The 22405-nt window shown below is 70.5% G+C and carries 18 protein-coding genes and 2 pseudogenes; 17 read left to right on the top strand and 3 right to left on the bottom strand.

All coding sequences use genetic code 11. The annotated features are described in order from the left end of the window. Window position 1: 1 nt before the first annotated feature. The 11 genes from GVV75_RS08970 to GVV75_RS08920 all read left to right on the top strand — a co-directional run bounded on the left by GVV75_RS08970 (window position 2) and on the right by GVV75_RS08920 (window position 13693). Window positions 2-874 carry a Cgl0159 family (beta/alpha)8-fold protein gene (locus GVV75_RS08970; RefSeq protein ID WP_159814386.1) on the top strand — a complete coding sequence of 291 codons (873 nt, stop codon included), beginning with the start codon at window positions 2-4 and terminating at the stop codon, window positions 872-874. Continuing rightward, the gene (iolB, locus tag GVV75_RS08965) at window positions 871-1773 is read left to right on the top strand and encodes a 5-deoxy-glucuronate isomerase (protein ID WP_159814384.1); all 903 of its coding nucleotides are present in this window, start codon (window positions 871-873) and stop codon (window positions 1771-1773) included. Before GVV75_RS08970 ends, iolB begins: the two co-directional genes overlap by 4 nt. A gap of 107 nt (window positions 1774-1880) precedes the next feature. Beyond that, the gene (gene iolD / locus GVV75_RS08960) at window positions 1881-3788 is read left to right on the top strand and encodes a 3D-(3,5/4)-trihydroxycyclohexane-1,2-dione acylhydrolase (decyclizing) (RefSeq protein ID WP_159814392.1); all 1908 of its coding nucleotides are present in this window, start codon (window positions 1881-1883) and stop codon (window positions 3786-3788) included. Window positions 3789-3992: 204 nt separating this feature from the next. Further along, window positions 3993-4520 (top strand): ATP-binding protein, encoded by a 528-nt coding sequence (locus GVV75_RS08955; RefSeq protein ID WP_236266117.1) that lies wholly within the window; start codon window positions 3993-3995, stop codon window positions 4518-4520. A gap of 227 nt (window positions 4521-4747) precedes the next feature. Then, the gene (locus tag GVV75_RS08950) at window positions 4748-6241 is read left to right on the top strand and encodes a CoA-acylating methylmalonate-semialdehyde dehydrogenase (RefSeq protein ID WP_159626128.1); all 1494 of its coding nucleotides are present in this window, start codon (window positions 4748-4750) and stop codon (window positions 6239-6241) included. A 192-nt stretch (window positions 6242-6433) separates the two neighbouring features. After that, the gene (locus tag GVV75_RS08945) at window positions 6434-7378 is read left to right on the top strand and encodes a sugar phosphate isomerase/epimerase family protein (protein WP_159523966.1); all 945 of its coding nucleotides are present in this window, start codon (window positions 6434-6436) and stop codon (window positions 7376-7378) included. A gap of 69 nt (window positions 7379-7447) precedes the next feature. Next, on the top strand, window positions 7448-8458 hold the full coding sequence (locus GVV75_RS08940; protein ID WP_159523967.1) for a Gfo/Idh/MocA family protein: 1011 nt from the start codon (window positions 7448-7450) through the stop codon (window positions 8456-8458). Between the two features lie 40 nt (window positions 8459-8498). Next, on the top strand, window positions 8499-9368 hold the full coding sequence (locus GVV75_RS08935; protein WP_159523968.1) for a sugar phosphate isomerase/epimerase family protein: 870 nt from the start codon (window positions 8499-8501) through the stop codon (window positions 9366-9368). A gap of 127 nt (window positions 9369-9495) precedes the next feature. Further along, the gene (locus GVV75_RS08930; RefSeq protein WP_159523969.1) at window positions 9496-11085 is read left to right on the top strand and encodes an MFS transporter; all 1590 of its coding nucleotides are present in this window, start codon (window positions 9496-9498) and stop codon (window positions 11083-11085) included. Continuing rightward, a complete protein-coding gene (locus tag GVV75_RS08925; protein WP_328703547.1) occupies window positions 11082-12401 on the top strand; it encodes an MFS transporter in 1320 nt (439 codons plus the stop codon). Before GVV75_RS08930 ends, GVV75_RS08925 begins: the two co-directional genes overlap by 4 nt. 137 nt (window positions 12402-12538) lie before the next feature. After that, complete coding sequence (locus tag GVV75_RS08920) at window positions 12539-13693, top strand: zinc-binding dehydrogenase (RefSeq protein WP_159814382.1); 1155 nt, start codon at window positions 12539-12541, stop codon at window positions 13691-13693. A gap of 105 nt (window positions 13694-13798) precedes the next feature. Here the strand turns inward: GVV75_RS08920 and GVV75_RS08915 are convergent, their stop codons facing one another. Further along, window positions 13799-14062 carry a hypothetical protein gene (locus GVV75_RS08915; RefSeq protein ID WP_159626031.1) on the bottom strand — a complete coding sequence of 88 codons (264 nt, stop codon included), beginning with the start codon at window positions 14060-14062 and terminating at the stop codon, window positions 13799-13801. A 266-nt stretch (window positions 14063-14328) separates the two neighbouring features. Between GVV75_RS08915 and guaA the strand changes: the two genes are divergently transcribed. From guaA to GVV75_RS08885, 6 genes and pseudogenes are all read left to right on the top strand, one after another. Next, on the top strand, window positions 14329-15915 hold the full coding sequence (guaA, locus tag GVV75_RS08910; RefSeq protein ID WP_159814390.1) for a glutamine-hydrolyzing GMP synthase: 1587 nt from the start codon (window positions 14329-14331) through the stop codon (window positions 15913-15915). A 1249-nt stretch (window positions 15916-17164) separates the two neighbouring features. Continuing rightward, window positions 17165-17941, top strand: a complete 777-nt coding sequence (locus GVV75_RS08905; RefSeq protein WP_159626033.1) for a hypothetical protein — start codon at window positions 17165-17167, stop codon at window positions 17939-17941. 113 nt (window positions 17942-18054) lie between these two features. Next, window positions 18055-18252 (top strand): annotated as a pseudogene (locus tag GVV75_RS08900) (response regulator transcription factor); the annotation flags it as partial. Window positions 18253-18300: 48 nt separating this feature from the next. Continuing rightward, the gene (locus tag GVV75_RS08895) at window positions 18301-19275 is read left to right on the top strand and encodes an aldo/keto reductase (RefSeq protein ID WP_159814380.1); all 975 of its coding nucleotides are present in this window, start codon (window positions 18301-18303) and stop codon (window positions 19273-19275) included. 22 nt (window positions 19276-19297) lie between these two features. Further along, entirely contained in the window at window positions 19298-20101 is an 804-nt protein-coding gene (locus tag GVV75_RS08890; RefSeq protein ID WP_159814378.1) for an alpha/beta hydrolase family protein, read from the top strand. 90 nt (window positions 20102-20191) lie between these two features. Beyond that, window positions 20192-20770: a DJ-1 family glyoxalase III gene (locus GVV75_RS08885; RefSeq protein WP_159626037.1), complete on the top strand. Its 579-nt coding sequence runs from the start codon at window positions 20192-20194 to the stop codon at window positions 20768-20770. A 90-nt stretch (window positions 20771-20860) separates the two neighbouring features. Here GVV75_RS08885 and GVV75_RS08880 read toward each other — a convergent pair whose 3' ends face one another. Both GVV75_RS08880 and GVV75_RS08875 read right to left on the bottom strand, forming a co-directional pair. Further along, window positions 20861-21436: a hypothetical protein gene (locus GVV75_RS08880; protein WP_159814376.1), complete on the bottom strand. Its 576-nt coding sequence runs from the start codon at window positions 21434-21436 to the stop codon at window positions 20861-20863. Then, window positions 21433-22405: pseudogene (locus GVV75_RS08875) on the bottom strand (hypothetical protein); the annotation flags it as partial. The pseudogene GVV75_RS08875 and the gene GVV75_RS08880, both read right to left, overlap by 4 nt.

The raw sequence follows: 22405 nt of genomic DNA, 5'->3' as shown, positions 1-22405 counted from the left end.
CATGCCAGGACTGACCGAGCGACTCGTCGAGATCCGGGCCAATGACCCCGGGCGCATCGCCCGGACCCTGGCCGATCGCCCCCGCGGTTCCCTGCCCGCCGATGGTGGCAAGCTCATGATCATCGCCTGCGACCACCCCGCCCGAGGGGCGCTCGCCGCCGGCCCCGATCCCATGGCCATGGCCTCCCGTGAGGATGTCCTCGCGCGCTGCGTCGAGGCCCTGGGCCGCCCCGGCGTCAACGGCTTCCTGGGCACCGCCGACCTCATCGAGGACCTCGCCCTGCTGGGCGCCCTGGACGGCAAGCTCGTCTACGGCTCGATGAACCGGGGAGGGTTGGCCGGGGCCTCCTTCGAGATGGACGACCGCTTCACCGGCTACGATGCCGCGGGCGTCGTCGGGGCCGGTCTCGACGGCGGCAAGATGCTCCTCCGCATCAACTACTCCGACCCGGCCACGGCCTCCACGCTGGCGGCCTGCGCGCGCGCCGTCGACGAGCTCGCCGAGAACCGGGTCATGGCGATGGTCGAGCCCTTCATCTCCCGTTGGGAGGAAGGACGTATCATCAACGACCTGAGCCCCGACGCGGTCATCGCATCGATGGCCATCGCCTCCGGGCTGGGGCGCACCTCGGCCCACACCTGGCTCAAGCTCCCCGCCGTGGCGGAGATGGAGCGGGTGATGGAGGCGTCGACGCTGCCAGCCCTCATCCTGGGGGGCGCGGTCAGCGAGCGCGCTGGCGAGGCGCGCGAGGCTTGGGCGCGGGCGCTGACCCTGCCAACGGTCAAGGGCCTCGTCATCGGCCGCTCACTTCTCTATCCGCCCGACGACGACGTCGCCGCCGCCGTCGACTCCACCGTAGGACTGCTCTCATGACCACTGGATACACCGCGATCCCCGCCCCCGGCGTCACCGACATCCACATCCCCGCCGGCTCCTCCGGCCACGACGGCCTCGCTGTCGACATCACCCCCGAGCGCGCGGGGTGGACCTACTCCGGGCTGCGCGTGGCCGTGCTCGACCCGGGCGCCTCTCAGACCCTGTCCACCGGGGAGTCCGAGTTGCTCGTGCTCCCCCTGGAGGGCGGCTGCGCCGTCGAGGTCGATGGTCAGGGCTACGAGCTCGACGGGCGCGACGGCGTGTTCACCGGCATCACCGACTACCTCTACATCCCGCGCCACAAGGACTTCACCCTCTCCTCGCCCGGAGGCGGGCGCTTCGCCCTCCCCTCGGCGATCGCCACGCGCGATCTGCCCGTGGCCCGCTACGGGCGCGAGCAGGTGCGGGTGGACCTGCGCGGCGCGGGCGACTGTTCGCGCCAGGTCAACAACTACTGCCTGGCCAACGGGGTTGAGACCAGCCATCTGCTGTGCTGCGAGGTCCTGACCCCCGGGGGCAACTGGTCCTCCTATCCCGCCCACAAGCACGACGAGCGCTCCGAGGCCGAGCGCGAGCTCGAGGAGATCTACTACTTCGAGATCGCCGACAGCCCCGAGGGAGGGCCCGGCTTCGGCCTCCACGCGACCTACGCCGCGCGCGAGGACCGCCCCATCGACCTGTGCGTCCCCGTGCGCAAGGGGGACGTGGCCCTCGTGCCCTACGGCTACCACGGCCCCTGCGTCGCGGCCCCCGGCTACGACATGTACTACCTCAACGTCATGGCCGGACCGGATGAGGACCTCGTCTGGCTCGCCCCCGACGACCCGTCCCACCACTGGATCCGCGCCACCTGGGAGGCCCAGGAGGTCGATCCCAGGCTGCCCATGGCGCGCTGAGGCCCGGGCGGGCCGGCGCCGCCCGCCCGGCCCGCCATTCCAAATGACCGTTTGATATGACATGCTTTGCGCATCGTCCGATGCCGCACGAGAGAGAGACCACGAACGTGAGCAATGAGGCCTACTCGGGAACGATCCGCCTGACCGTGGCGCAGGCGACCATCCGCTTCCTGTCCAACCAGTACTCCGAGCGCGACGGCGTCGAGCAGCGCCTCATCGCCGGCGCTTTCGGCATCTTCGGCCACGGCAATGTCGCCGGCATCGGCCAGGCGCTCCTCCAGAACGAGATCGCGCCCGTCGAGGGCGAGGAGCCGATGCCCTACATCATGCCCCGCAACGAGCAGGGCCAGGTCCACGCGGCCGCCGCCTTCGCCAAGGTGAAGAGCCGGTTGCAGACCTACATGTGCACCGCCTCCATCGGCCCGGGCAGCCTCAACATGGTCACCGGCGCCGCCCTGGCCACCACCAACCGCCTGCCTGTCCTGCTCTTCCCCTCCGACCAGTTCGCCACCCGCGTGCCGGACCCGGTGCTCCAGCAGCTCGAGGACCCGACGACGCTCGATGTCACCGTGAACGACGCCTTCCGCCCCGTCTCGCGCTTCTTCGACCGCATCAACCGGCCCGAGCAGCTCATTCCCTCGCTCCTGAACGCCATGCGCGTGCTCACCGACCCCGCCGAGACCGGCGCCGTCGTCATCGCCATGCCCCAGGACGTCCAGGCCGAGGCCCATGACTGGCCGGTGGAGTTCTTCCGCAAGAGGGTGTGGCACGTGCGCCGCCCCGTGCCCGAGCCGGCCGCCCTGGAGCGCGCCGTGGCCATGATCAAGGCCGCCAAGAGGCCGATGATCATCTCCGGTGGTGGCACGATCTACTCCGAGGCCAGCGAGGAGCTCCGCGCCCTGGCCACCGCCACGGGCATTCCCGTGGCCGACACCCAGGCGGGCAAGGGGGCCATCAACTTCGACCACCCCTGCGCCATCGGGGGAGTGGGATCCACCGGCGGCGACTCCGGCAACCACATCGCCGATAAGGCTGATCTCGTCATCGGCGTGGGCACCCGCTACTCCGACTTCACCACCGCCTCCAAGACGCAGTTCAAGAACCCTGACGTCCGCTTCGTCAACATCAACGTCTGCGCCTTCGACGCCGCCAAGGAGAGCGCCGAGATGGTCGTGGCCGACGCCCGCGAGGCCCTGGCCGCCCTAACGACGGCGCTGGATGGCTACCACGTGGACGAGGCCTACTCGGCCGAGATCACCGCCGAGCGCGAGGGGTGGCTGGCCCGCACCGCAGAGTGCTACCACCTGGGCCACGGCCCGCTGCCCGCCCAGACGGAGGTCTTCGGCGCCCTCAACGAGCTCATGGGCGACGAGGACATCCTGATCAACGCCGCCGGCTCCATGCCCGGTGACCTCCAGGCCCTGTGGCAGGCCCGCACCCCCGTCCAGTACCACGTGGAGTATGCCTTCAGCTGCATGGGCTACGAGGTCCCGGCGGCCCTGGGCTGCAAGCTCGCCCGCCCCGAGTCCGAGGTCGTCTCGATCGTCGGCGACGGCACCTACCAGATGCTCCCCATGGAGTTGGCCACGGTGGTTCAGGAGGGCGTCAAGGTCATCTACGTCCTGCTGCAGAACTACGGCTTCGCCTCCATCGGGGCGCTGTCTCAGTCGCGCGGCTCCCAGCGCTTCGGCACCAAGTACCGCCTGCGCGGGGCGGGCAGCCACCTGGCCGACGAGGAGCGGGTCCCCGGCGTCGACATCGCCGCCAACGCCCGCTCCTGGGGCCTGGAGGTCCACGAGGTCCACTCCATCGCCGAGTTCCGCGAGGCCTACGCCAAGGCCGCCGCCAGTGACAAGCCCTCGATGATCCACATCGAGACCGACCTCTACGGGCCCAACCCGCCCGGGTCGAGCTGGTGGGACGTGCCCGTTTCGGGCGTCTCTCGCCTGGAGTCCACGCAGCGGGCGTACGAGGACTACGACCGCGACCGCGCGCCGCAGCGCCACTACCTGTGACGGCGGTGCCGCCGGCGCCGACCCACCTCGCCAGCCGGGGGAGGGGCGGTGCCGACGGCTCGGGGCGGGGCCGCAGCTGACGGGCTGCGGCCCCGCCGCGTGCCCGGACCCCGCCCGCTTCCTGCCCTCAGCCTGGGTCCAGACCGGACGCCTGCGCGGGCCCCACGGCACCGACATCTTCGATCAGGCAGAGTCCACGGCCCCATGCCGCTGGCCGTGGACCAGGCCATGAGCTTCCTCCGCAAGCACGCCTACAAGGCCGCGCTCTTCGGTGAGGTCCGCCGCCGTGACGCCTACTCCGTTCCCGTCGAGCCGATCCGCGAGGCCGGGATCGTGGAGCAGTGGGGCACCGGCGTGCGGCGGGTCTTCGCCCAGGTCGCGCAGGCCGGTCTGCCCGAGCCGGTGATCGAGGAGGTCCGGGACCGGGTGCGGGTGACGATCTACGTGCCCAGCCACGACCCGGGACGGGTGGGTGAGCACGTGAGCAAGTCGAGTGAGCACGTCATGGTGGTCCTCACCGCTGCGGGCACTCCCCGGTCTCGTTCTGAGTTGCTCGCCGCCATTGGGCTTGCCGACGCCTATGGGAACTACCGCCGCCATGTGCTCCCGCTCATCGAGCGGGGATACCTCGCCCGGATGATCCCCGGCAAGCTCAACAGCGGCCTCCAGCGCTACCGTCTCACCGACGCCGGCCGCGCCCGCCGCGACGGCCGTTCCGGACACGCCGAATGAGTCCCTTGTCCACCATCAAGCACCGGCGAGGGCCTCTGACAAGGGGTGGGGGAGGATCTCACGGGCGCTGTCCAAACTCTGGGCCGAAGGTCACAATGTGCTGACAAAGGTCCCAGGATGCCGTAGTGTGACGACGTCACGTCCGGTACCCGCGCGAAGCGGCCGGTCTCGATGGCGGCCAGCGACGATCGCCGGCCCCACCCCTCGAATCGAAGGAGTCAATGACGATGAAGACGATCCAGCACTGGATCAATGGAGCGTATTACGAGGGCAGCCCGATCGGCCGCTTCCCCGTCGAGAACCCCGGCACCGGTGAGGTGGAGAAGGAGCTGCTCCACGCCTCCGAGGCCGACCTCAACCACGCCGTCGAGGTGGCCAGGGAGGCCCAGAAGAGCTGGGCCGGCTACTCCCTGGCCAAGCGCACCTCCATCATGTTCAAGATGCGCGAGCTGGTCCTGGCCCACACCGATGAGATGGCCCGGCTCATCGTCGAGGAGCACGGCAAGAACTACTCCGACGCCGTCGGCGAGATTCAGCGGGGCCGTGAGACCCTCGACTTCGCCACGGCCATCAACCTGGCCCTCAAGGGCGAGTACTCATTCGACATCTCCACCGGCGTTGACATCCACACCGTCCGCCAGCCTGTGGGAGTCGTCGCCGGCATCTGCCCCTTCAACTTCCCCACCATGGTGCCCATGTGGATGCACCCCGTGGCCATCGCCACCGGCAACGCCTTCATCCTCAAGCCCGCCTCCACCACGCCGTCGGCGGCGCTGCTGACGGCCGAGCTCTACAAGGAGGCGGGCCTGCCCGACGGCGTCTTCAACGTCGTGTCAGGCGACCGCACCATGGTCACCAAGATCCTGGAGCACCCGGGCGTCGACGCGATCTCCTTCGTCGGCTCCACCCCGGTGGCCCACATCATCCAGAACACCGGCATCGCCAACGGCAAGCGCGTCCAGGCCCTGGGCGGGGCGAACAACCACGCCATCGTCATGCCCGACTCCGACCTGGACTTCGCCGCCCAGCACATCTCCGCCGCCGCCTTCGGGGCCGCGGGCGAGCGCTGCATGGCCCTGCCGGTCGTCGTGGCCGTGGGCGGTTGCGGCCCCGACCTCGCTCAGCGCGTCAAGGCCCACGCCGAGAAGATCAAGGTCGGCTACGGCATGGACGAGGGTGTCGAGATGGGCCCCGTCATCGATGCCAAGTCCAAGGAGTTCATCATCGGCCTCATCAACGAGGGCGAGTCCAAGGGCGGGCAGGTGGTCCTCGACGGGCGCGGGCTGGTGATCCCCGGCCACGAAAACGGCCACTTCCTCGGCCCCACCATCGTGGACAACGTGCCGCTCGACTCCGACCTCTACCGCGAGGAGGTCTTCGGCCCGGTGCTCTCCATCGTCCACGCCGACACCTACGACGACGCCATCAAGATCGTCAACTCCTCGCCCTTCGGCAACGGCTCGGCCATCTTCACCAATGACGGCGGCGTCGCCCGCCGCTTCCAGCTCGACGTCGAGGCGGGCATGGTCGGCGTCAACGTGCCGATCCCCACGCCGGTCGCCTACTACTCCTTCGGGGGATGGAAGGAGTCCCTGCTGGGCGACACCCACATCCACGGCCCCGAGGGCGTCAGGTTCTACACCCGCGCCAAGGCCATTACGTCCCGCTGGCCCAGCGAGAAGACCTACTCCGCCACTATGTCCTTCCAGCGCGAGGAGTGATGGCGCGCTGAGGGCGGATCCGCGGCGGCGCGCCTCGGCCGCGGGGCCATCGGGCCCCTGGCCAGCGCGCGCCGCCCGCGGCGTCCTCGGGCAGTTTTGTCCGCACAAAAACCTTCCCCTGTAGCGGTGGGGGCGGTATGCTGAGCATGGTTCCGAAACGATTCGGAACATCTGTTGCGAAGGAGCACCACGATGTCGACGACGACGAACTCGAAGGCCGTCAACACCAACGACCCGAAGTACTCGAAGCTCACCATTGGCGTCTGCCCGGACCAGTGGGGAGTCTGGTTCCCCGAGGACCCCAAGCAGATGGACCCCCGCCAGGCCTGGGAGGAGATGGCCGAGGCCGGCTTTGAGGTCATCGAGACCGGCCCCTATGGCTACTTCCCGACCGACCCCAAGGAACTGCAGAAGTGGTGCGACGAGTTCGGCATGCGCGTCGTCGCCGGCACCGGCTGGGGGATCCTCCACAAGCAGGAGGCCTGGGAGACCACGCTGAAGACCTTCCGCGCCATCGCCGAGACCCACGCCGCCGTCGGGGCGGAGTACATCGTCCACCTCCCCCCGCTCTACCGCGATGACAAGACCTGGGAGTGGACCGATGACCGCGTCCTGTCCGACGACGCCTGGAAGCTCTACGTCGAGCACGCCAACGCCCTGGGCCAGATGCTGCTGGACGAGTACGGCCTCAAGATGGTCCTCCACCCCCACGGCGACTCCCACATCGAGACCCCCGAGGAGATCGCCCGGATCTTCGACGCCACCGACCCGACCTACGTCAACCTCTGCCTCGACTCCGGTCACGTGGTCTACGGCGGCGGCGACCCCGTCGAGCTGTGCCGGAAGTACCCCGAGCGCATCACTTACGTCCACATCAAGGCCTTCGATGAGGACATCACCCGCGAGGCCCACGAGAAGGACTGGCCCTTCGGCGAGGCCGTCACCAAGGGCGCCTCGGTCTGCCCGCCCGCCGGCCTGCCCGAGATGCACGAGTTCGTCGACGCCCTGGCGGCCCTCGACAAGCCCATCTACGCCATCTGCGAGCAGGACTGCTACCCCTGCGACCCGTCCTTCCCCAAGGCCAACGCCATCAACATGCGCAAGTACCTGGCCGAGTGCGGCCTGGGGCTGGCCTGACCCCGGGACGGCGAGCCCGATCCCCGCCCACCACGACCCCGTACCACGACTCTCAACGAGGAGAAGACAATGACAGTCCGTATCGGCCTCATCGGCGCCGGCGGCATGGGCCGCGCCCACCTGGCCCGCATCCACGACGATCTCTCGGGCGGCGAGATCGTCGCCGTCGCCGACATCAACCCCGACGCCGCGAAGTCAGCCGCCGAGCCCTACGGCGCCAAGGCATATGCCAGCTCCGATGAGCTCATCAACGATCCCGACGTCGACGCCGTGCTCATCGCCACCTTCGGCAAGGTCCACGCGCCCGATGTCATCAAGGCCATCGAGGCCGGCAAGTACGTCCTGTGCGAGAAGCCCCTGGCCACCACCGCCGAGGACTGCATCGCCATCATGGAGGCCGAGCAGAGGGCCGGCAAGAGGCTCGTCACGGTCGGCTTCATGCGCCGCTTCGACGCCGCCTACAACGAGATGAAGGAGGTCCTCGACTCCGGCGAGCACGGCCAGGCCCTCATGGTCCACAACCGCCACCGCAACCCCTCCGTGCCGGAGAACTACACCTCGCGCATGGCCATCGACGACACCGCCATCCACGAGTTCGACACGATGCGCTGGCTGCTGGGCGAGGAGATCGTCAAGGTGCGCGTCGACCGTCCCAAGCCCACCACCCACCGTTTCGACCACCTCATCGACCCCATCGTCGTCGTGGCCTACACCGAGTCCGGCGTGCGCATCGACGATGAGGTCAACGTCAACCTCCAGTGGGCCTACTCCATCGAGTGTGAGCTCGTCCTCGAAACCGCCGCCGTGCGGCTGGGCGACCAGGAGAGGATCCACATCCGCGACTCCCACGGCAACCGCAACGCCATGTGCCAGTCGCATATCGACCGCTTCCAGGCCGCCTTCAACCGCGAGGTCCAGGAGTGGATCAACGCGGTCGCGGAGGACCGCCACACCGGCTCTACCGCCTGGGACGGCTACGCCGCCACCTGCGTCGTCGACGCCGCGGTGAAGTCCCACGAGGATGGCGGCTCGCCGCTGGTCGACGTCGAGCTCATCGACAAGCCGGCCTTCTACGCCTGATCCCCGCTCCGCACCACACCAAGGAGACAAGGAACCCGACATGGTCGACATCGCGCTTGACCCCAACATGTACTACCGCACGATGCCCACGCCGCGGACCCTCTACAAGGCGGCCGAGCTGGGTTTCGAGCACGTGGAGCTCTCGCCGAACGCCGACTTCCACTTCTGGCACCACCGCCCGGCCGCCGATGACGCCTTCGTCGCCGAGCTGAACAAGGCCCAGAAGGAGACCGGTGTCAAGGTCCGCACCCTCAACCCCGTGTTCAACTGGTCCTCCCTCGACGAGCGCGAGCGGGTCGCCCAGGTGTCCAACTGGCGGCGACTGCTTGAGCTCGCCGACGCCCTGGACGTCCGGGAGATCACCTCGGAGTTCTCCGGGGACCGGAACAACGCCAAGGGCAGTGAGGAGCAGTGGTTCCGTTCGATCGAGGAGCTCGTCCCGCATTTCGAGAAGTACGGGATCCGCCTCAACATGGAGGCCCACCCCTACGACTTCATCGAGTTGCACGACGACGCCCTGCGCCTCGTGCGCGCCGTCAACAAGGACTGGATCGGCTACGAGTTCTGCTGCCCGCACGCCTTCCACCTCTCCGACGGCGCGGGCGACGTGGAGCGCATGATCCGCACGGCCTCCGAGGCGGGCAAGCTCCGCGAGGTCCACGTTGCCGACGTGTTCAACCACAGGGCCAACGACGGCAACCGGTACATCATCAACCCGCCGGGCGCCGATGTCACCGTGCACCAGCACAACGAGATCGGCAACGGCGAGGTCCCCTGGGACGCCGTCTTCTCCACGCTGCGCGACGTGGGCTTTGACGGCGTGGTTTCCGTGTGCGTCTTCGGCTGGCATGAGCGGGCCGACGACATCAACCGCGCTATGCTTGACCGGCTCAAGACTGAGCTCGGCTGAGTCTGGCCGGGTTCGGCCCGCCCGGCGGGCCGAACCCGCGCCCTGGCGGTCTCAGCGCTGAGTCCGCGATACTTCCGCCCAGGCCCGCACAGGCGCGGGCCGGATCCCATCAAGGAGTACCACATCCATGTCCGATCAGACGACGTCGGTGGACTACTACACCCACGACAAGATCAAGGAGCTGGTGGACAAGACGCCACCATCCGGGAAGAAGCGGTCGTTGGGTGCGATCGCCATCGTCGCCACGCTGGGATCGCTGCTCTTCGGCTACGACACCGGCGTGATCTCCGGGGCGCTGCCCTACATGTACCTGCCCACCGATGCGGGCGGCCTGAACATCAACGCCACTGAGGAAGGGCTCGTCGGCGCCATGCTGTGCCTGGGCGCGGCCCTGGGCGCCTGGCTCGGCGGGCGCCTTTCCGACATGTACGGGCGCCGCCACAACATCACCGTCCTGGCCATCGTGTTCCTCGTGGGCGCGCTGGGATGCACCTTCTCCCCGAACATCTGGGTCCTCTACTTCTTCCGCGTCGTGCTGGGCTTCGCCGTCGGCGGCGCTTCGGCCACCGTCCCCGTCTTCCTCGGCGAGACGGCGCCCAAGCGCATTCGCGGCACCCTCGTCGCCCTCGATCAGATGATGATCGTCTTCGGGCAGTTCGTGGCCTTCTCCATGAACGCCGCCCTCGCCCAGTGGCACGGCGGCCCCGCCGTCCACGTCAAAGGCGAGGAGCAGCAGTGGGAGGCCGTCAAGCACACCGTCGACCTGGCGATGATCAACGGCGGCAACGGCGCGGCCTGGCGCTACATGCTCGTCATCGCCTCGCTGCCCGCGATCTTCCTGTGGATCGGCATCCGCATGATGCCCGAGTCCTCCCGCTGGTACGTGGCGAACCTGCGCATCCCCGAGGCCATCGGCGCCCTCAAGCGAGTGCGTGACGAGGCCAAGGACGGCCCCATCGCCAACGAGGTCGACGAGATGATCGAGGTCCAGCGCCAGGAGGCGGCGCAGGAGAAGTGGGGGCTGTCCCAGATCTGGGCCACCCCGTGGACCCGCAAGCTGCTGTGGATCGGCATCATCCTGGGCCTGGCGGACCAGTTCACCGGCATTAACACCGCGATGTACTACACGCCCAAGGTCCTGGCCGCCGCGGGCTTCTCCGTGACCGACTCGATCTCCCTCAACGTGATCTCCGGCGGCATCTCCTTCATCGGCTCCGCCGTGGGCCTGTGGCTGGTGACCAGGTTCGCCCGCCGCCACGTGGGCATCTACCAGGAGGCCTCGATCGTGGTCTCGCTGACGGCCCTCGCGGCGGTCTTCTACTTCATGATCCAGCCCTTCCAGGACTCCGAGGGATTCATCGACACCAACGCCGCGGGCTTCAACTCGTTCGCGCCGATCCTCGTGCTCATCATCGTGTGCCTGTTCGTGTTCGCCAAGCAGTCCGGCACGGTGACCTGGGTGCTCGTCTCCGAGATCTTCCCGGCCAAGGTCCGCGGCACCGCGCTCGGCCTGGCGGTCGCGGCCCTGTGGATCGCCAACGGCATCGTCGCCTACGTCTTCCCCGTCATGATGGAGAGGATCGGCGGGGCGGGAACCTACCTCATCTTCGCCCTCATCAACGTCGGCTCGCTCCTGTTCTACATGAAGGTCGTGCCCGAGACGAAGTACGACTCCCTTGAGGAGCTCGAGATGCGCTTCGAGAAGGAGTACAGCTGATCGCCAGCCCCTCCCACACGCGTCCGGGCGCCGGGGTCACCCCGGCGCCCGGACCGCTGCGCCTACGGGCCTGCGCTTGGCTCGCCGGCCTGCTGCTGGGCGCTGTCCACGGCGTCATCGCCATCAGCCTGGGCGCCCGCGCCGGGGGCGCGCCCGCGCTCGTCATCGCGCTCGGCCTGGGGATGGCCCTGGGCGCGCTTCTCGCCCGCTGGCCCAGCGACCACCTGGGGCGCAGGCCGGTCAACCTTGCCACCGGGTTGCTCATCGCCCCCGCGGCCCTGGGCGCCGCCCTCCTGCCCGGCCCTTGGTCACTCGCGGGCGCCGCCGTCGTGGGGCTGGGCGCGGGGGCCCTCCTCCTCGTCCTGCCCCAGATCGCCCACGAGTTGTCCCTGCGGGGGCACCGCCGCCTCACCCCGCAGGCCCTCGCCCTCATCCCCGCCGGAGCGGCGGCCAGCGCCCTCATCTGCCGGTGGTCCCCGGACGCGGTCATGACCGCCTGGCTCCTCGTCCTGGGCCTGGGGGTGATCCACGCGCTCCTGGCCGCCAGCCTGCCGGAATCGCCCGTGTGGAACGCCGCTCACGGGCGCCTTGAGCACTCCATCGCCGCCCTCAAGGCCCTCCACGGCCCCCTGGAGGCCGCCGTTGCCATCGACTGGACGCGCCTCGACGCCGAGATGCTCGCCGTCCAGCAGCCCCTGACCGGGGCGGACCTGCGCGTCCCCCAGGTGCGCGGCGCCGTGCTGACCGGCTTCGTCCTAGTGCTGGCGCGCGAGGCGCCCCTGGGCGCCGCGGCGCTGGTGCTGGGACTGCGCGCGGTGGCCGACGCCGTCGGCGCGAGCGAGGCCCCCACGGCATGGGCCCTCGCCCTGAGCGCGGGCTGGATCGCCGTCTCCGCCCTGGCGCTGCTCCTCGTCCTGAGGGTGGACGGGCTGCGCTTCGCCAGGATCGTCCTCGGCGTGGCCCTGGCGGTCCTGGCGGCGACCGTCCTCGTCGCCAGCGCCCCGGCGCCCCCGGGGGCTGGGCGGGGCGCCGGGGCGGCGCTGGGTCTGATCGGGCTCGTCGCGGCGCAGTGGATCGGCCTTGAGCCCGCCTGCCGGGGGGCGATCGACCCCCGGGTGCCGCCGTGGCTCGTGGCGGCGCAGCGGAGCGCCACCGCGCTGGGGGAGTCGATCGCGCGGTTCGCGACCATCCTGGTCCCGATCATTGTCGTCCAGGAGCTCGGCGCGGTGACGGCCGCCTACGCGCTGCTCGGCTTCGAGGCCGTGGTGCTCGTCGTCGTCCTCGGGCGCCTGCCGCGCAGCGTCACCGGGGGATGAGGCGGTCCCGGAATGCCGGGACTCGGGCCATTAGTCCCTCGATGAATGTCCGGACAAACAAGATAGGCTGGGGGCGCATGCCAACGAGGCCAGCCATCGCGCGGCGGGCCTGCCACCACCGAAAGAGGTTTGCGGTCATGACCAGCAACGACGCAGTCCAGAACCCTGTCATCCCCGATACCATGCGCGCGGCTGTCCTGCGCGACACTGCCAAGGGCCTTGAGGTCGAGACCTTGCGCACCCCCCGGCCCAAGGTCGGCGAGGTCCTCATCAAGGTCGCCGCCTGCGGCCTGTGCCACTCCGATCTTCACGTCATCGGTGGCGCCATCGCCTTCCCCCTGCCTGCGGTCCTGGGCCACGAGGTCACCGGCACCATCGTCGAGGTGGGCCCCGGCAACGAGCACACCGGCCTGGCTGTCGGGCAGAACGTGGCCGGGGGGTTCCTCATGCCGTGCGGGCAGTGCGATGCCTGCGCCGAGGGGCATGACGAGCTGTGCGGCCCCTTCTTCGAGCTCAACCGTTTGAAGGGCGTCCTCTACGACGGCGCCACCCGGCTGGCCACCCCGGAGGGTGAGAGCGTCGCCATGTACTCCATGGGCGGCCTCGCCGAGTACGCCGTCGTCCCGTCCACCTCCGTGGCCGTCGTACCCGACGCGATCGACATGGTGCCCGCCGCCATCCTCGGCTGCGCGGCGATGACCGGCTACGGGGCTGTGCGCCGCGGCGCGGACCTGCGCTTCGGGGAGACCGTTGCCGTCGTCGCCACCGGGGGGGTGGGCACGAACATCGTGCAGATCGCCCGCGCCTTCGGGGCCAGCCAGGTCATCGCCATCGACGTCTCCGACGACAAGCTCGCCCCCATGGCGGGCTACGGCGCCACCGCCGTGGTCAACTCCGCGACCCACAACGCCCGCGAGGAGGTCCTCAAGCTGACCGGGGGCAAGGGCGTTGACGTCGCCTTCGAGGCCCTGGGCATCCCCGCTACCTGGACCACCGCCCTTGACGTGCTGGCCGACGGCGGCCGCATGGTGCCGATCGGCCTGGGCGCCGGCGTGCAGACCGCGGGTGTCGAGATCAACCGCACCGTGCGCCGCAGCCAGAGGATCCTGGGCTCCTACGGCGCCCGCACCCGCCAGGACCTGCCGGCCGTCGTCGACCTCGCGGCGCGCGGCGTCATCAACTACAAGGACGTGGTCTCTCGGCGCTTCCCCCTGCAGGATGCTGGGGTCGGGTACGAGGCGCTGCGCAACCGTCAGATCCAGGGGCGCGCCGTCGTCGACATGTCCCTGTAGGGCCGTGCTCTCGGGGCCGCCGGTCGATCATCCCGGCCGGCCCGGAGCACGCGGGTCCCCGGCGCCGGTGAGGCGCCGGGGACCCGGTCGGTTGAGGGCTCGGCCTCAGCGGGCGAGCAGGTTGACGCTGGTGTAGACGCCCACCACGGCGGTGATGACGCCCAGGGCGGCGGAGGTGAAGAGGATCGCCGGGGAGGCGGTGATGGCCCCGATGGCGGCCATGAGCAGGATCGTGGTGGCCACGGCGATGATGGCGATGGCGAAGGTCAGGCGGTCGGCCTCCGTGGCCGTCTGGGTGGCGGCGGGGGCGGTCTGGGCCTGGGTGGTGGTCGCGGTGGACTCGGCGGTGTGCTCGAGGGTGGTGGTCATGATGATTCCTTCTGACTGTGCGGTTCGTCTGTGCGCCGCGCAGGGATCCTCACCGGCCTTCGGGCCGTGCGTCCCTGCACGGTCCTTGTGCGTCCGGGTCTCCCCGGGGTGGGGGATTGGCTCCCCCGCTGGTTGATAATCTAGGGTCCTCCTCCGCCAATTGTCTAGACAACCGGATGTGACGTCGATCGTGTGATGGGCGCCACCGGTCGCCGGGCGGCTATCCTGGCTCGGTGACCACCCACCCCACCGCCCAGGCGACCGCCATCGCGGCCCCCGAGGCGCCCGCGGGCGCCACCGGCCCCGTCCTCGTCGTCGACTTCGGCGCCCAGTACGCCCAGCTCATCGCCCGCCGCGTCCGCGAGGCCTCCGTCTACTCCGAGATCGTGCCGCACACGATGCCCGTGGAGGCCATGCTCGCCAAGCGCCCCGCGGCGATCATCCTGTCCGGCGGGCCGTCGTCGGTCTACGAGGAGGGCGCGCCCTCCATCGACCCCGCGATCTTCGATGCCGGGGTGCCGGTCCTCGGCATCTGCTACGGCTTCCAGACCATGGCGCGGGCCCTCGGCGGGGCGGTGGGCCGCACCGGCACCCGCGAGTACGGGCGCACCCCGGCCACCGTGGCCCCCGAGTCCTGCCTCTTCGCCGGCACCCCCGTCGAGCAGGCGGTCTGGATGAGCCACGGTGACGCGGTCCAGGCCGCCCCCGACGGCTTCACCGTCACCGCCTCCACCGCCGAGACCCCGGTGGCCGCCTTCGAGGATCGGGGCCGCCGCCTCTTCGGCCTCCAGTGGCACCCCGAGGTGCTGCACTCCGAGCACGGACAGGCCGCCCTGGCTAACTTCCTCCACGTGGGCGCCGGGCTCCCCGGCGCCTGGACCGCCGGCAGCATCATCGATGAGCAGGTGGCCGCCATCCGCGCGCGGGTGGGGGACGCCCATGTCATCTGCGGCCTGAGCGGGGGAGTGGACTCCTCCGTCGCCGCAGCCCTCGTGCACCGCGCCGTCGGGGACCAGCTCACCTGCATCTTCGTGGACCACGGCCTCCTGCGTGACGGCGAGCGCGAGCAGGTCGAGCGCGACTACGCCGAGGGCATGGGCATCCGCGTCATCACCGTGGACGAGTCCGAGCGCTTCCTCACTGCGCTCGCGGGCGTCACCGAGCCCGAGGCCAAGCGCAAGATCATCGGGCGGGAGTTCATCCGCTCCTTCGAGGCCGCTCAGCGCCGCGTCGTCGAGGAGGTGGGCGCCGCCGGCGGCGAGATCCGCTTCCTAGTCCAGGGCACGCTCTACCCCGATGTCGTTGAGTCCGGCGGCGGTGAGGGCGCCGCGAACATCAAGAGCCACCACAACGTCGGCGGCCTGCCCGAGGATCTCGACTTCGAACTCATTGAGCCGCTGCGCGCCCTGTTCAAGGACGAGGTGCGCGCCATCGGCCGCGAGTTGGGCGTGCCGGAGAAGATCGTCGCCCGCCAGCCCTTCCCGGGCCCGGGCCTGGGCATCCGCGTCATCGGGGAGGTGACGGCCGAGAACCTGCGCGTCCTGCGGGCGGCCGACGCCATCGCCCGTGAGGAGCTCAGCGCCGCCGGGCTGGACGGCGAGATCTGGCAGTGCCCGGTGGTGCTGCTCGCCGACGTGCGCTCGGTGGGCGTCCAGGGAGACGGGCGCACCTACGGCCACCCGGTGGTTCTGCGGCCGGTGAGCAGCGAGGACGCCATGACTGCGGACTGGACACGCCTGCCCTATGACGTGCTCGCCCGCATCTCCACGCGCATCACCAACGCCGTGCCCGAGGTCAACCGGGTGGTGCTGGACGTGACCAGCAAGCCGCCGGCCACCATCGAGTGGGAATGAGACCGGGCGCTGGCCGGTGATGCGGGGCGTCGGGCGGGGTCTTGCACGCTCGCAGGACTGGTGCGATTCGGCCGATTCGGACTTTTCGTTGATATTCCGCCGTTTGGGCCTTTTGGTTGAAAATCGCCTCTGAGGCTCCCATGTGCATGAAGGCCGCTCATGCACATGCGAGCACGATGGCTCGAGGGTGTCGATCCAGAAAACCGCGGGATTCCGCGGATTCTGCTGAAGGTCGGAGAGCGTGAGCGTGCAACCCGGGAGCACGGGCCACCGCGGGAGTCGCTTCACGCCACGGGACCTGGCCGTGGGGCCTGTCCTGGAGCGCCGCACGGGCGGAGCCGCCCCACGAGCGCCGCGACTGTTGGCCGCGCTCCGCCATTGCTGGGCAAGGGGGCGGCGGGCCCGTGCGGCGGGCCGGCATGGAACCGCTCCGGACGCACGGGTGAGAGTGGACCCGCTCCACTGGAGTCGGCGCCCCTCGCATCGCTATCCGCGCGAGGCGCGGGCCGACTGAGAGGAGCGAGCCCGCGAGAATCGGGAGGCTCTACCAGTACCGCGCCACCGCGCCGCCTACCACCGGGCGGTCCACTGGCCGGGGACGGCGCCGCCTACCACCGGGCGGTCCAGTCTGGGGGCGCCGATGACGAGACCGAGGCCTCGGCGGGACCCGATGCCGGTTGGTCGTCGGGCTGGGGCGGCTCCGAAGACGCCCCGACTGCGTCAACGTCAGTCTCAACGACGGCCATCCGCGTGCCCGATGGCAAGAAGGGCGAGGAGGTGCGCGTGAGCGGGGATGGCATCCGCGTCGGCGCTCCGACCGAGTAAATCCGCCTCGACTTCGCTGTCCTCGCGCGAGCGATCCGCGAGACGCGCGAGCAGCAGCGCTGAGGAGCGATCATGGAGCGCGCCACCCTGGGCCGGGCCGACATCACGATCCCCTGACAGCGCATCGGCGGGATGAGCCTTGGCGAGGTCTTCCCCGACTGGCGCCAGCGGGTGATCGTCCCTGAGGAGACTCAGCGCGTCACCGCCCGGGCCCTCGGACTCGGTGTCTCGAAGCGATCTCGTTCAGATTGCGTTATGGCCATGTGAGAGACGGGAATCCTCTCGCGGGGGCGGGGAGGGTACGATCCCCGCGAATTTATTCCTCCCGAGATCGAACGCAGGAGTTCCCATGTCGTATGCTCCCCAATACCCTGTTCCCATCCAGCCAGGTCCGCCCCGCAGGAATACCCTCGGATTGGTCGCCATGATCATGGCGATTATTGGCTTCGTCTTCGCCTGCGTCCCAGGGGCGCTGATCATCGGCTGGATCCTGCTCCCGGTCTCATTCATCCTCGGGCTGGTGGCGCTCTTCCGGAAGGGAGAGACCCAATGGCAGGCCATCACCGCGGTCGTGCTCGCCGTTGTCGGCACGATCGTCGGCGTGATTGTCTTCATCGTCTTCTTGGGCCAGGTGGTTGACAAGGCGGTTGACGAGGCGTTCTCACCCTCCGCGTCCGCGGCGGCCTCCAGCAGCACCGCTGAGGCCGGTAGCGGGCGCACCGCCTCGCGGGCCGTTGAGGCTGGTAGCGGGAGCGCCGCCTCTGATGCCGCTGGGACCAGCCGGGACAACCCTCTCCCGCTGGGGACGGAGATCTCCTCCAAGGACTGGAAGATCGTTGTCAATTCCGTGACTCTGCATGCGAATGACCAGGTCGCCGCCGCGAATGTATTCAATAAACCGCCGGCGGCGGGGAATGAGCACATTCTCGTCAACTACACCGTGACCTACACCGGTGACGATCCCAGCGGGTCCATGCCTTTCGAGAGCGTCGAGTACGTCACCCCTGGGGGAGTCTCCGTCGGCGCTACGAGCACATTCGCCGTCGCCTCCGATGAGATCGACACTCTGACCACGCTGTACAAGGGGGGATCCGTCACGGGGAGCACCGTCCTGGAGGTTCCGTCCGACGGTGTCGAGAACGGGGTTCTCTCGGTGCAGCCGGGGCTCTTCTCGGACAAGAGGTTCGTGAGCGTGAAGTAGCTCGGCGCGCTCATTGCCGGGGCCTGCCGCGGTCGGTGGCACCGCGCCGCGCTCCTATCTCCTGGAGCGCCCGCGGGGCAAGGGGCCCGTCAACCCGCTGAGGCCGTCGGCGCGCCCGCGCCGGCGGCCTCAGCAACGCTGAGATCGCCGAGCGGCTGTTCATGAGCGAGGGCACGGTGCGCAACCACGTCTCCGCCGCCCTGGCGAGGACCGGCCTGCGCAACCGCACCCAGCTCGCCGTCCTCTACCTGCGCGCCCCTAAGCGCACCTGGAAGCCCCTTACGCTCACCACCGACGAGGTGGAAGAGTGAGGGGCGCCGCTCGCGGCGTGACCACCGGCATCATCGAAGGAGAGAGCCATGAAGTACACCGAGCTGGGTACCACCGGCATCCGCATCCCCCGCCTGTGCCTGGGAGGAATGAGCTTCGGAGAGCCCTACCCCGACTTCCACCAGTGGGTGGTTGACCAGCCCACCACCCAGACCATCATCGCCCGGGCACTGCAGCTCGGCCTCAGCTTCATTGACACGGCCAACGTCTACGCCCACGGCACCTCGGAGCGGTTCATCGGCCAGTCCCTGCGCAACCTCGGGGTCAAGCGCGAGGACGTCGTGCTCGCCTCCAAGGTCTACTTCAACGAGGGGACCCTCACCGCCCCCGCCATCGCGCGGGAGATCGAGGGCACACTCGAGCGCCTGGGCACCGACTACCTCGACCTCTACATCATCCACCGCTTCGACTACGCCACCCCGGTGGAGGAGACGATGGAGGCTCTCGACGCGCTCGTGCGCGCCGGCAAGGTCAGGGCCCTGGGCGCCAGCGCCATGTACGGCTACCAGCTGCACAACATGCAGCTCGTCGCCGACTCCCACGGCTGGACCCGCTTCGCGAGCATGCAGAACCACTACAACCTGCTCTACCGCGAGGACGAGCGCGACCTCATCCCCGTGTGCGAGCAGTACGGGATGAGCCTGACCCCCTACAGCCCGCTGGCCTCGGGCCACCTCGCCCGCCCCGAGTGGGACTCCGACTCCACGCGGTCGAGGACGGATGTGATGATGCGCGACAAGTACGACCGTGCCCGGCAGATCGACATGCCCGTCATCGAGCGGGTGGCGACACTGGCCGAGCGCCTGGGCGTGCCCATGGCCGACGTCGCCCTCGCCTGGCAGTGGGCCAAGGGCGTGGCCGCCCCCATCGTCGGCTGCTCGCGGCCCAGCCGGGTCGACGACGCCGTGCGCGCCCTCGACGTCGAGCTGACGGCCGATGACCTCGCCTTCCTCGAGGAGCCGTACCAGGCTCACGAGGTGGTCGGAGCGCTGCCCCGGCCCTGAATCGCGGCCCTAGGATGGGCCGGTGACCCCGGCATCCCCGAATCCCACCGCCCTCGCCACCCGCGCCCTGGATCTGGCCGTGGACGGGCAGCGGCTCGGCGGCGCCGCCTACCTGCCCGCCGGGCCCAACGGGCGGCCCCTGCCCGGCCCCCGCCCGCTCGTCGTGTGCTGCCACGGCATGGACGGCTCCTGGATGCGCGTGGCCCCCATCGCCCGGCGCCTGGCCTCCCGGGGCGCCATCGCCGCCTGCCCCGACTTCCGGGGCGGCGGCGGGGGCGACAACGGCGGTGACCCCATGGCGATGACGCCGCTGACCGAGCTCGCCGACCTGCTCGCCGTCATCGACGCCGTGACCGCCTGGCCCGAAGCGGATTCCTCTCGCATCGCCCTGCTCGGGCTGTCCCTGGGCGGGGCGGTCGCCGCGCTCGCGGCCGCCCGGCGGCCCACGCAGGTAGGCGCGCTCGTGCTGTGGTACCCGGCGCTCCAGCCCGGCGCCGGTCTGCGCGCCCGCTTCCGGAGCCTGGCCGAGGTCCCCGACCGCTTCGAGCACAGAGGCAGTCACCTGTCCAGGGCTTACGCCCGTGACGCCTGGGGCATCGACGCCGTCGCCGAACTCGCCCGCTTCCCGCGCCCCATCCTCCTCATCCACGGGGATCGTGACGAGTCCGTCCCCCTGGCGCTCTCCCAGCGCGTCGAGCGCGAGCTGCGCGACGCCGAACTGCGCGTCATCCCCGGCGCCGGACACGGCTTCGGCGACGAGCGCTGGGAGACCGCTGTGTCCGCCAGCGCCTCCTTCCTGGCCTGGAACGGCGTCCTCGACGACTGAGCCCGCGCCCGTCGGAGTAGTCTGGGGGCGCGGCGCGGGAGCCGCGGCAGGACAGTCGAGCGCGCGCCGCGCGCGGGAAGGGGTTGCGCCATGGCATTCGAGGCGAAGACCGACAAGCGGGTTGCGGCCCTCATCGCACCGGGACTGGAGGAGGTCGAGGCGCTCGCCGTCGTCGATGTGCTCTACCGCGCCGGCATTCCCTGCGACATGATCGCCGTCGCCGAGGAGCGCGCCGTCGTGTCCTCCCATGAGATCATCGTGACCTGCGCGAAGACCCTCGCCGAGACGGATCTGTCCGACTATGACCTCCTCTTCCTTCCCGGCGGGGTCCCCGGGACCCCCAACCTCAAGGCCAGCCGGGTCGTCACCGAGGCCGTCACCGAGCGCGTGCGCTCCGGGCGCCCGGTGGCCGCGATCTGCGCCGCCCCCTCGATCCTCGCCGAGCTGGGCCTGCTCCAGGGGCGCCGCGCCACCTCCAACCCCGGCTTCATGCATGTGCTGGAGGAGCACGGCGCGATCACCAGCCAGGACAGCGTCGTCGTTGACGGCGCCATCCTCACCAGCCGGGGGATGGCCACCGCCCCAGAGCTCGGCTTCGAGATCGTCCGGCACTACCTGGGCGACGCCGCCGCTGAGGCCGTGGCGAGCGCCGTCGTCTTCCAGCGCTGAGCGCGTGCCAGCGGCCCCGCGCCGCCCCCGCAAAGGGGCGGCGCGGGGCCGTCGCTCGCGCCGCTGACGCCGGCCGCGGATGACTGCCGCTCAGGAATGATCCCCCCGGCCTCGATGCGGCATGATCGCGACGATCAGGAGGGCCGCCCCCAGGAGTCCCAGGACCCCGATCGTCGCGAGCTGCAGGTCCACGCGCAGGCCCGCGCCCGTCGCGACGGTTAGGGCTCCCAAGGCGAGGAGCAGCGCCCCCCAGATGATCGTGCCGGTGCTGGCGCGCCGACGCGCCTCCGGCGCGCCCGGGAGCGGGCCCGACGGCCGGGCGGGAGTCCAAGCAGTCGACTGGGCACCCGCCGTCCCCGGATGGCCCGGCGCGCCCGTGGTGGCGGCCGTGGCGCCCGCGGTGGTGGCCGACCACACGCCGCTGGTGGGCGCGCCCGGCTCAGGGGGGGCGTTGAGCGGCGCAGCAGCCGGGCCCGCCGCGCTCAAGGGCTCGGTTGGGGCGCCCCCCGGGATGGGCCCCCGCGGGGCCTCGGCGCTCTCAAGGCTCTCAGTGGGCGCCTCGGGCTGGGGGAGGGGCTCGGTCATCGGCTCGGACATCGGTTCGGTCGGGGCGCCGCCGACCGACGGATCAGGCCGGTCGTTGGCGCTGCTCGTGCTGCTGCTCATGGCTGTCTCGTCTCCGTGGATGCGGTCAGTGCGTGGGAAAGGGCGCGGAGGGGTTCAGGGGCCGCCGCGCCGGAGGGGCGCGAGAAGGCGGGCGCCGTTGGGCCCGCGCTCGGCGAGGGCGCCGGGGGCGGTGCGCTCGGCGTCGCGGCGGGGGAGGTCGTGCCCGATGAGGGGGCCCAGGCGCGGGAGGACTCCTCGATCGTGATGTTCCCAGCGCCGACGCTCGCGTCGACCGTCAGGGCGTCGGAGGGGGCCCCCTCGGGGGCCAGGACGGCGTCGATGCGCACGCCGTCGATGGACGTCGTCTCGCCGGGACCGTCATCGTCAGCGCCCCGCCTGGCGGAGGTGAGGCCGTGCCTGTCCTGGGCTCCCTCGATCTTCCATTTCTGCTCGGCGAGCGCGCTGACCTCGCCCGCGCCGACCCTGGCGCGGATCCTCACCGGTTGACCGCGATCCACGAGGATCCGCAGATGCCCGCTGCCGAGGGACGCGCGCGCCGTGGTGCCGCCATGTGCCTGGCCGAGGTCCCGCAGGTCGATGACGGCATCGCCGGCGCCGAAGGACCCCAGGTCGACATCGCCGCTGGAGAGCCGCTCATCAGAGGGGATGATGGCGACGTCGTCGGCGACGAGGCGGTCCAGGCCCGGGCTCGCGAGGGGGCTGATGGCGAGCATGGGCAGGGCGAGCAGGGCCGCCGGGATGCCCAGGGCGCTCAGCCAGCCCCCACGGCGTCCGATCAGCCCGGAGATGAGGACCCCCGCGCCCAGGAGAGCCGTCACCGTGCCGACGACAACGAGCGCATGGGAGTAGGAGAGCCTGTCCAGCATGTGATGGCGCTCGGCCAGCGCCACGCCCGCCAGGGCCAGGAGCAGCAGGCCGCCGACGACGGCGCTCAGCCTGCGCCCGGGGCCAGGGCGGCGCGGCGGGCGGGGGTGGGCGGGGCCGACGCCCCGCGGGCCGTGCGAGGGC

The sequence above is a fragment of the Actinomyces sp. zg328 genome (genome assembly GCF_009829635.1).
In the GTDB taxonomy this organism is placed as follows: domain Bacteria; phylum Actinomycetota; class Actinomycetes; order Actinomycetales; family Actinomycetaceae; genus Actinomyces; species Actinomyces marmotae.
The sequence above is the reverse complement of the archived record's forward strand: the minus strand, read 5'-3'. Positions and strand labels throughout refer to the sequence as shown.

What these genes read in the sequence shown, in the direction of transcription:
- GVV75_RS08950 (WP_159626128.1), top strand. Translation starts at nt 4,748, where the DNA reads ATGAAGACGATCCAGCACTGGATCAATGGAGCGTATTACGAGGGCAGC.
- GVV75_RS08935 (WP_159523968.1), top strand. Translation starts at nt 8,499, where the DNA reads ATGGTCGACATCGCGCTTGACCCCAACATGTACTACCGCACGATGCCC.
- GVV75_RS08885 (WP_159626037.1), top strand. Translation starts at nt 20,192, where the DNA reads ATGGCATTCGAGGCGAAGACCGACAAGCGGGTTGCGGCCCTCATCGCA.
- GVV75_RS08970 (WP_159814386.1), top strand. Translation starts at nt 2, where the DNA reads ATGCCAGGACTGACCGAGCGACTCGTCGAGATCCGGGCCAATGACCCC.
- GVV75_RS08880 (WP_159814376.1), bottom strand. Translation starts at nt 21,436, where the DNA reads ATGAGCAGCAGCACGAGCAGCGCCAACGACCGGCCTGATCCGTCGGTC.
- GVV75_RS08895 (WP_159814380.1), top strand. Translation starts at nt 18,301, where the DNA reads ATGAAGTACACCGAGCTGGGTACCACCGGCATCCGCATCCCCCGCCTG.
- GVV75_RS08945 (WP_159523966.1), top strand. Translation starts at nt 6,434, where the DNA reads ATGTCGACGACGACGAACTCGAAGGCCGTCAACACCAACGACCCGAAG.
- iolB (WP_159814384.1), top strand. Translation starts at nt 871, where the DNA reads ATGACCACTGGATACACCGCGATCCCCGCCCCCGGCGTCACCGACATC.
- GVV75_RS08930 (WP_159523969.1), top strand. Translation starts at nt 9,496, where the DNA reads ATGTCCGATCAGACGACGTCGGTGGACTACTACACCCACGACAAGATC.
- GVV75_RS08920 (WP_159814382.1), top strand. Translation starts at nt 12,539, where the DNA reads ATGACCAGCAACGACGCAGTCCAGAACCCTGTCATCCCCGATACCATG.
- GVV75_RS08905 (WP_159626033.1), top strand. Translation starts at nt 17,165, where the DNA reads ATGATCATGGCGATTATTGGCTTCGTCTTCGCCTGCGTCCCAGGGGCG.
- GVV75_RS08940 (WP_159523967.1), top strand. Translation starts at nt 7,448, where the DNA reads ATGACAGTCCGTATCGGCCTCATCGGCGCCGGCGGCATGGGCCGCGCC.
- GVV75_RS08915 (WP_159626031.1), bottom strand. Translation starts at nt 14,062, where the DNA reads ATGACCACCACCCTCGAGCACACCGCCGAGTCCACCGCGACCACCACC.
- GVV75_RS08955 (WP_236266117.1), top strand. Translation starts at nt 3,993, where the DNA reads ATGCCGCTGGCCGTGGACCAGGCCATGAGCTTCCTCCGCAAGCACGCC.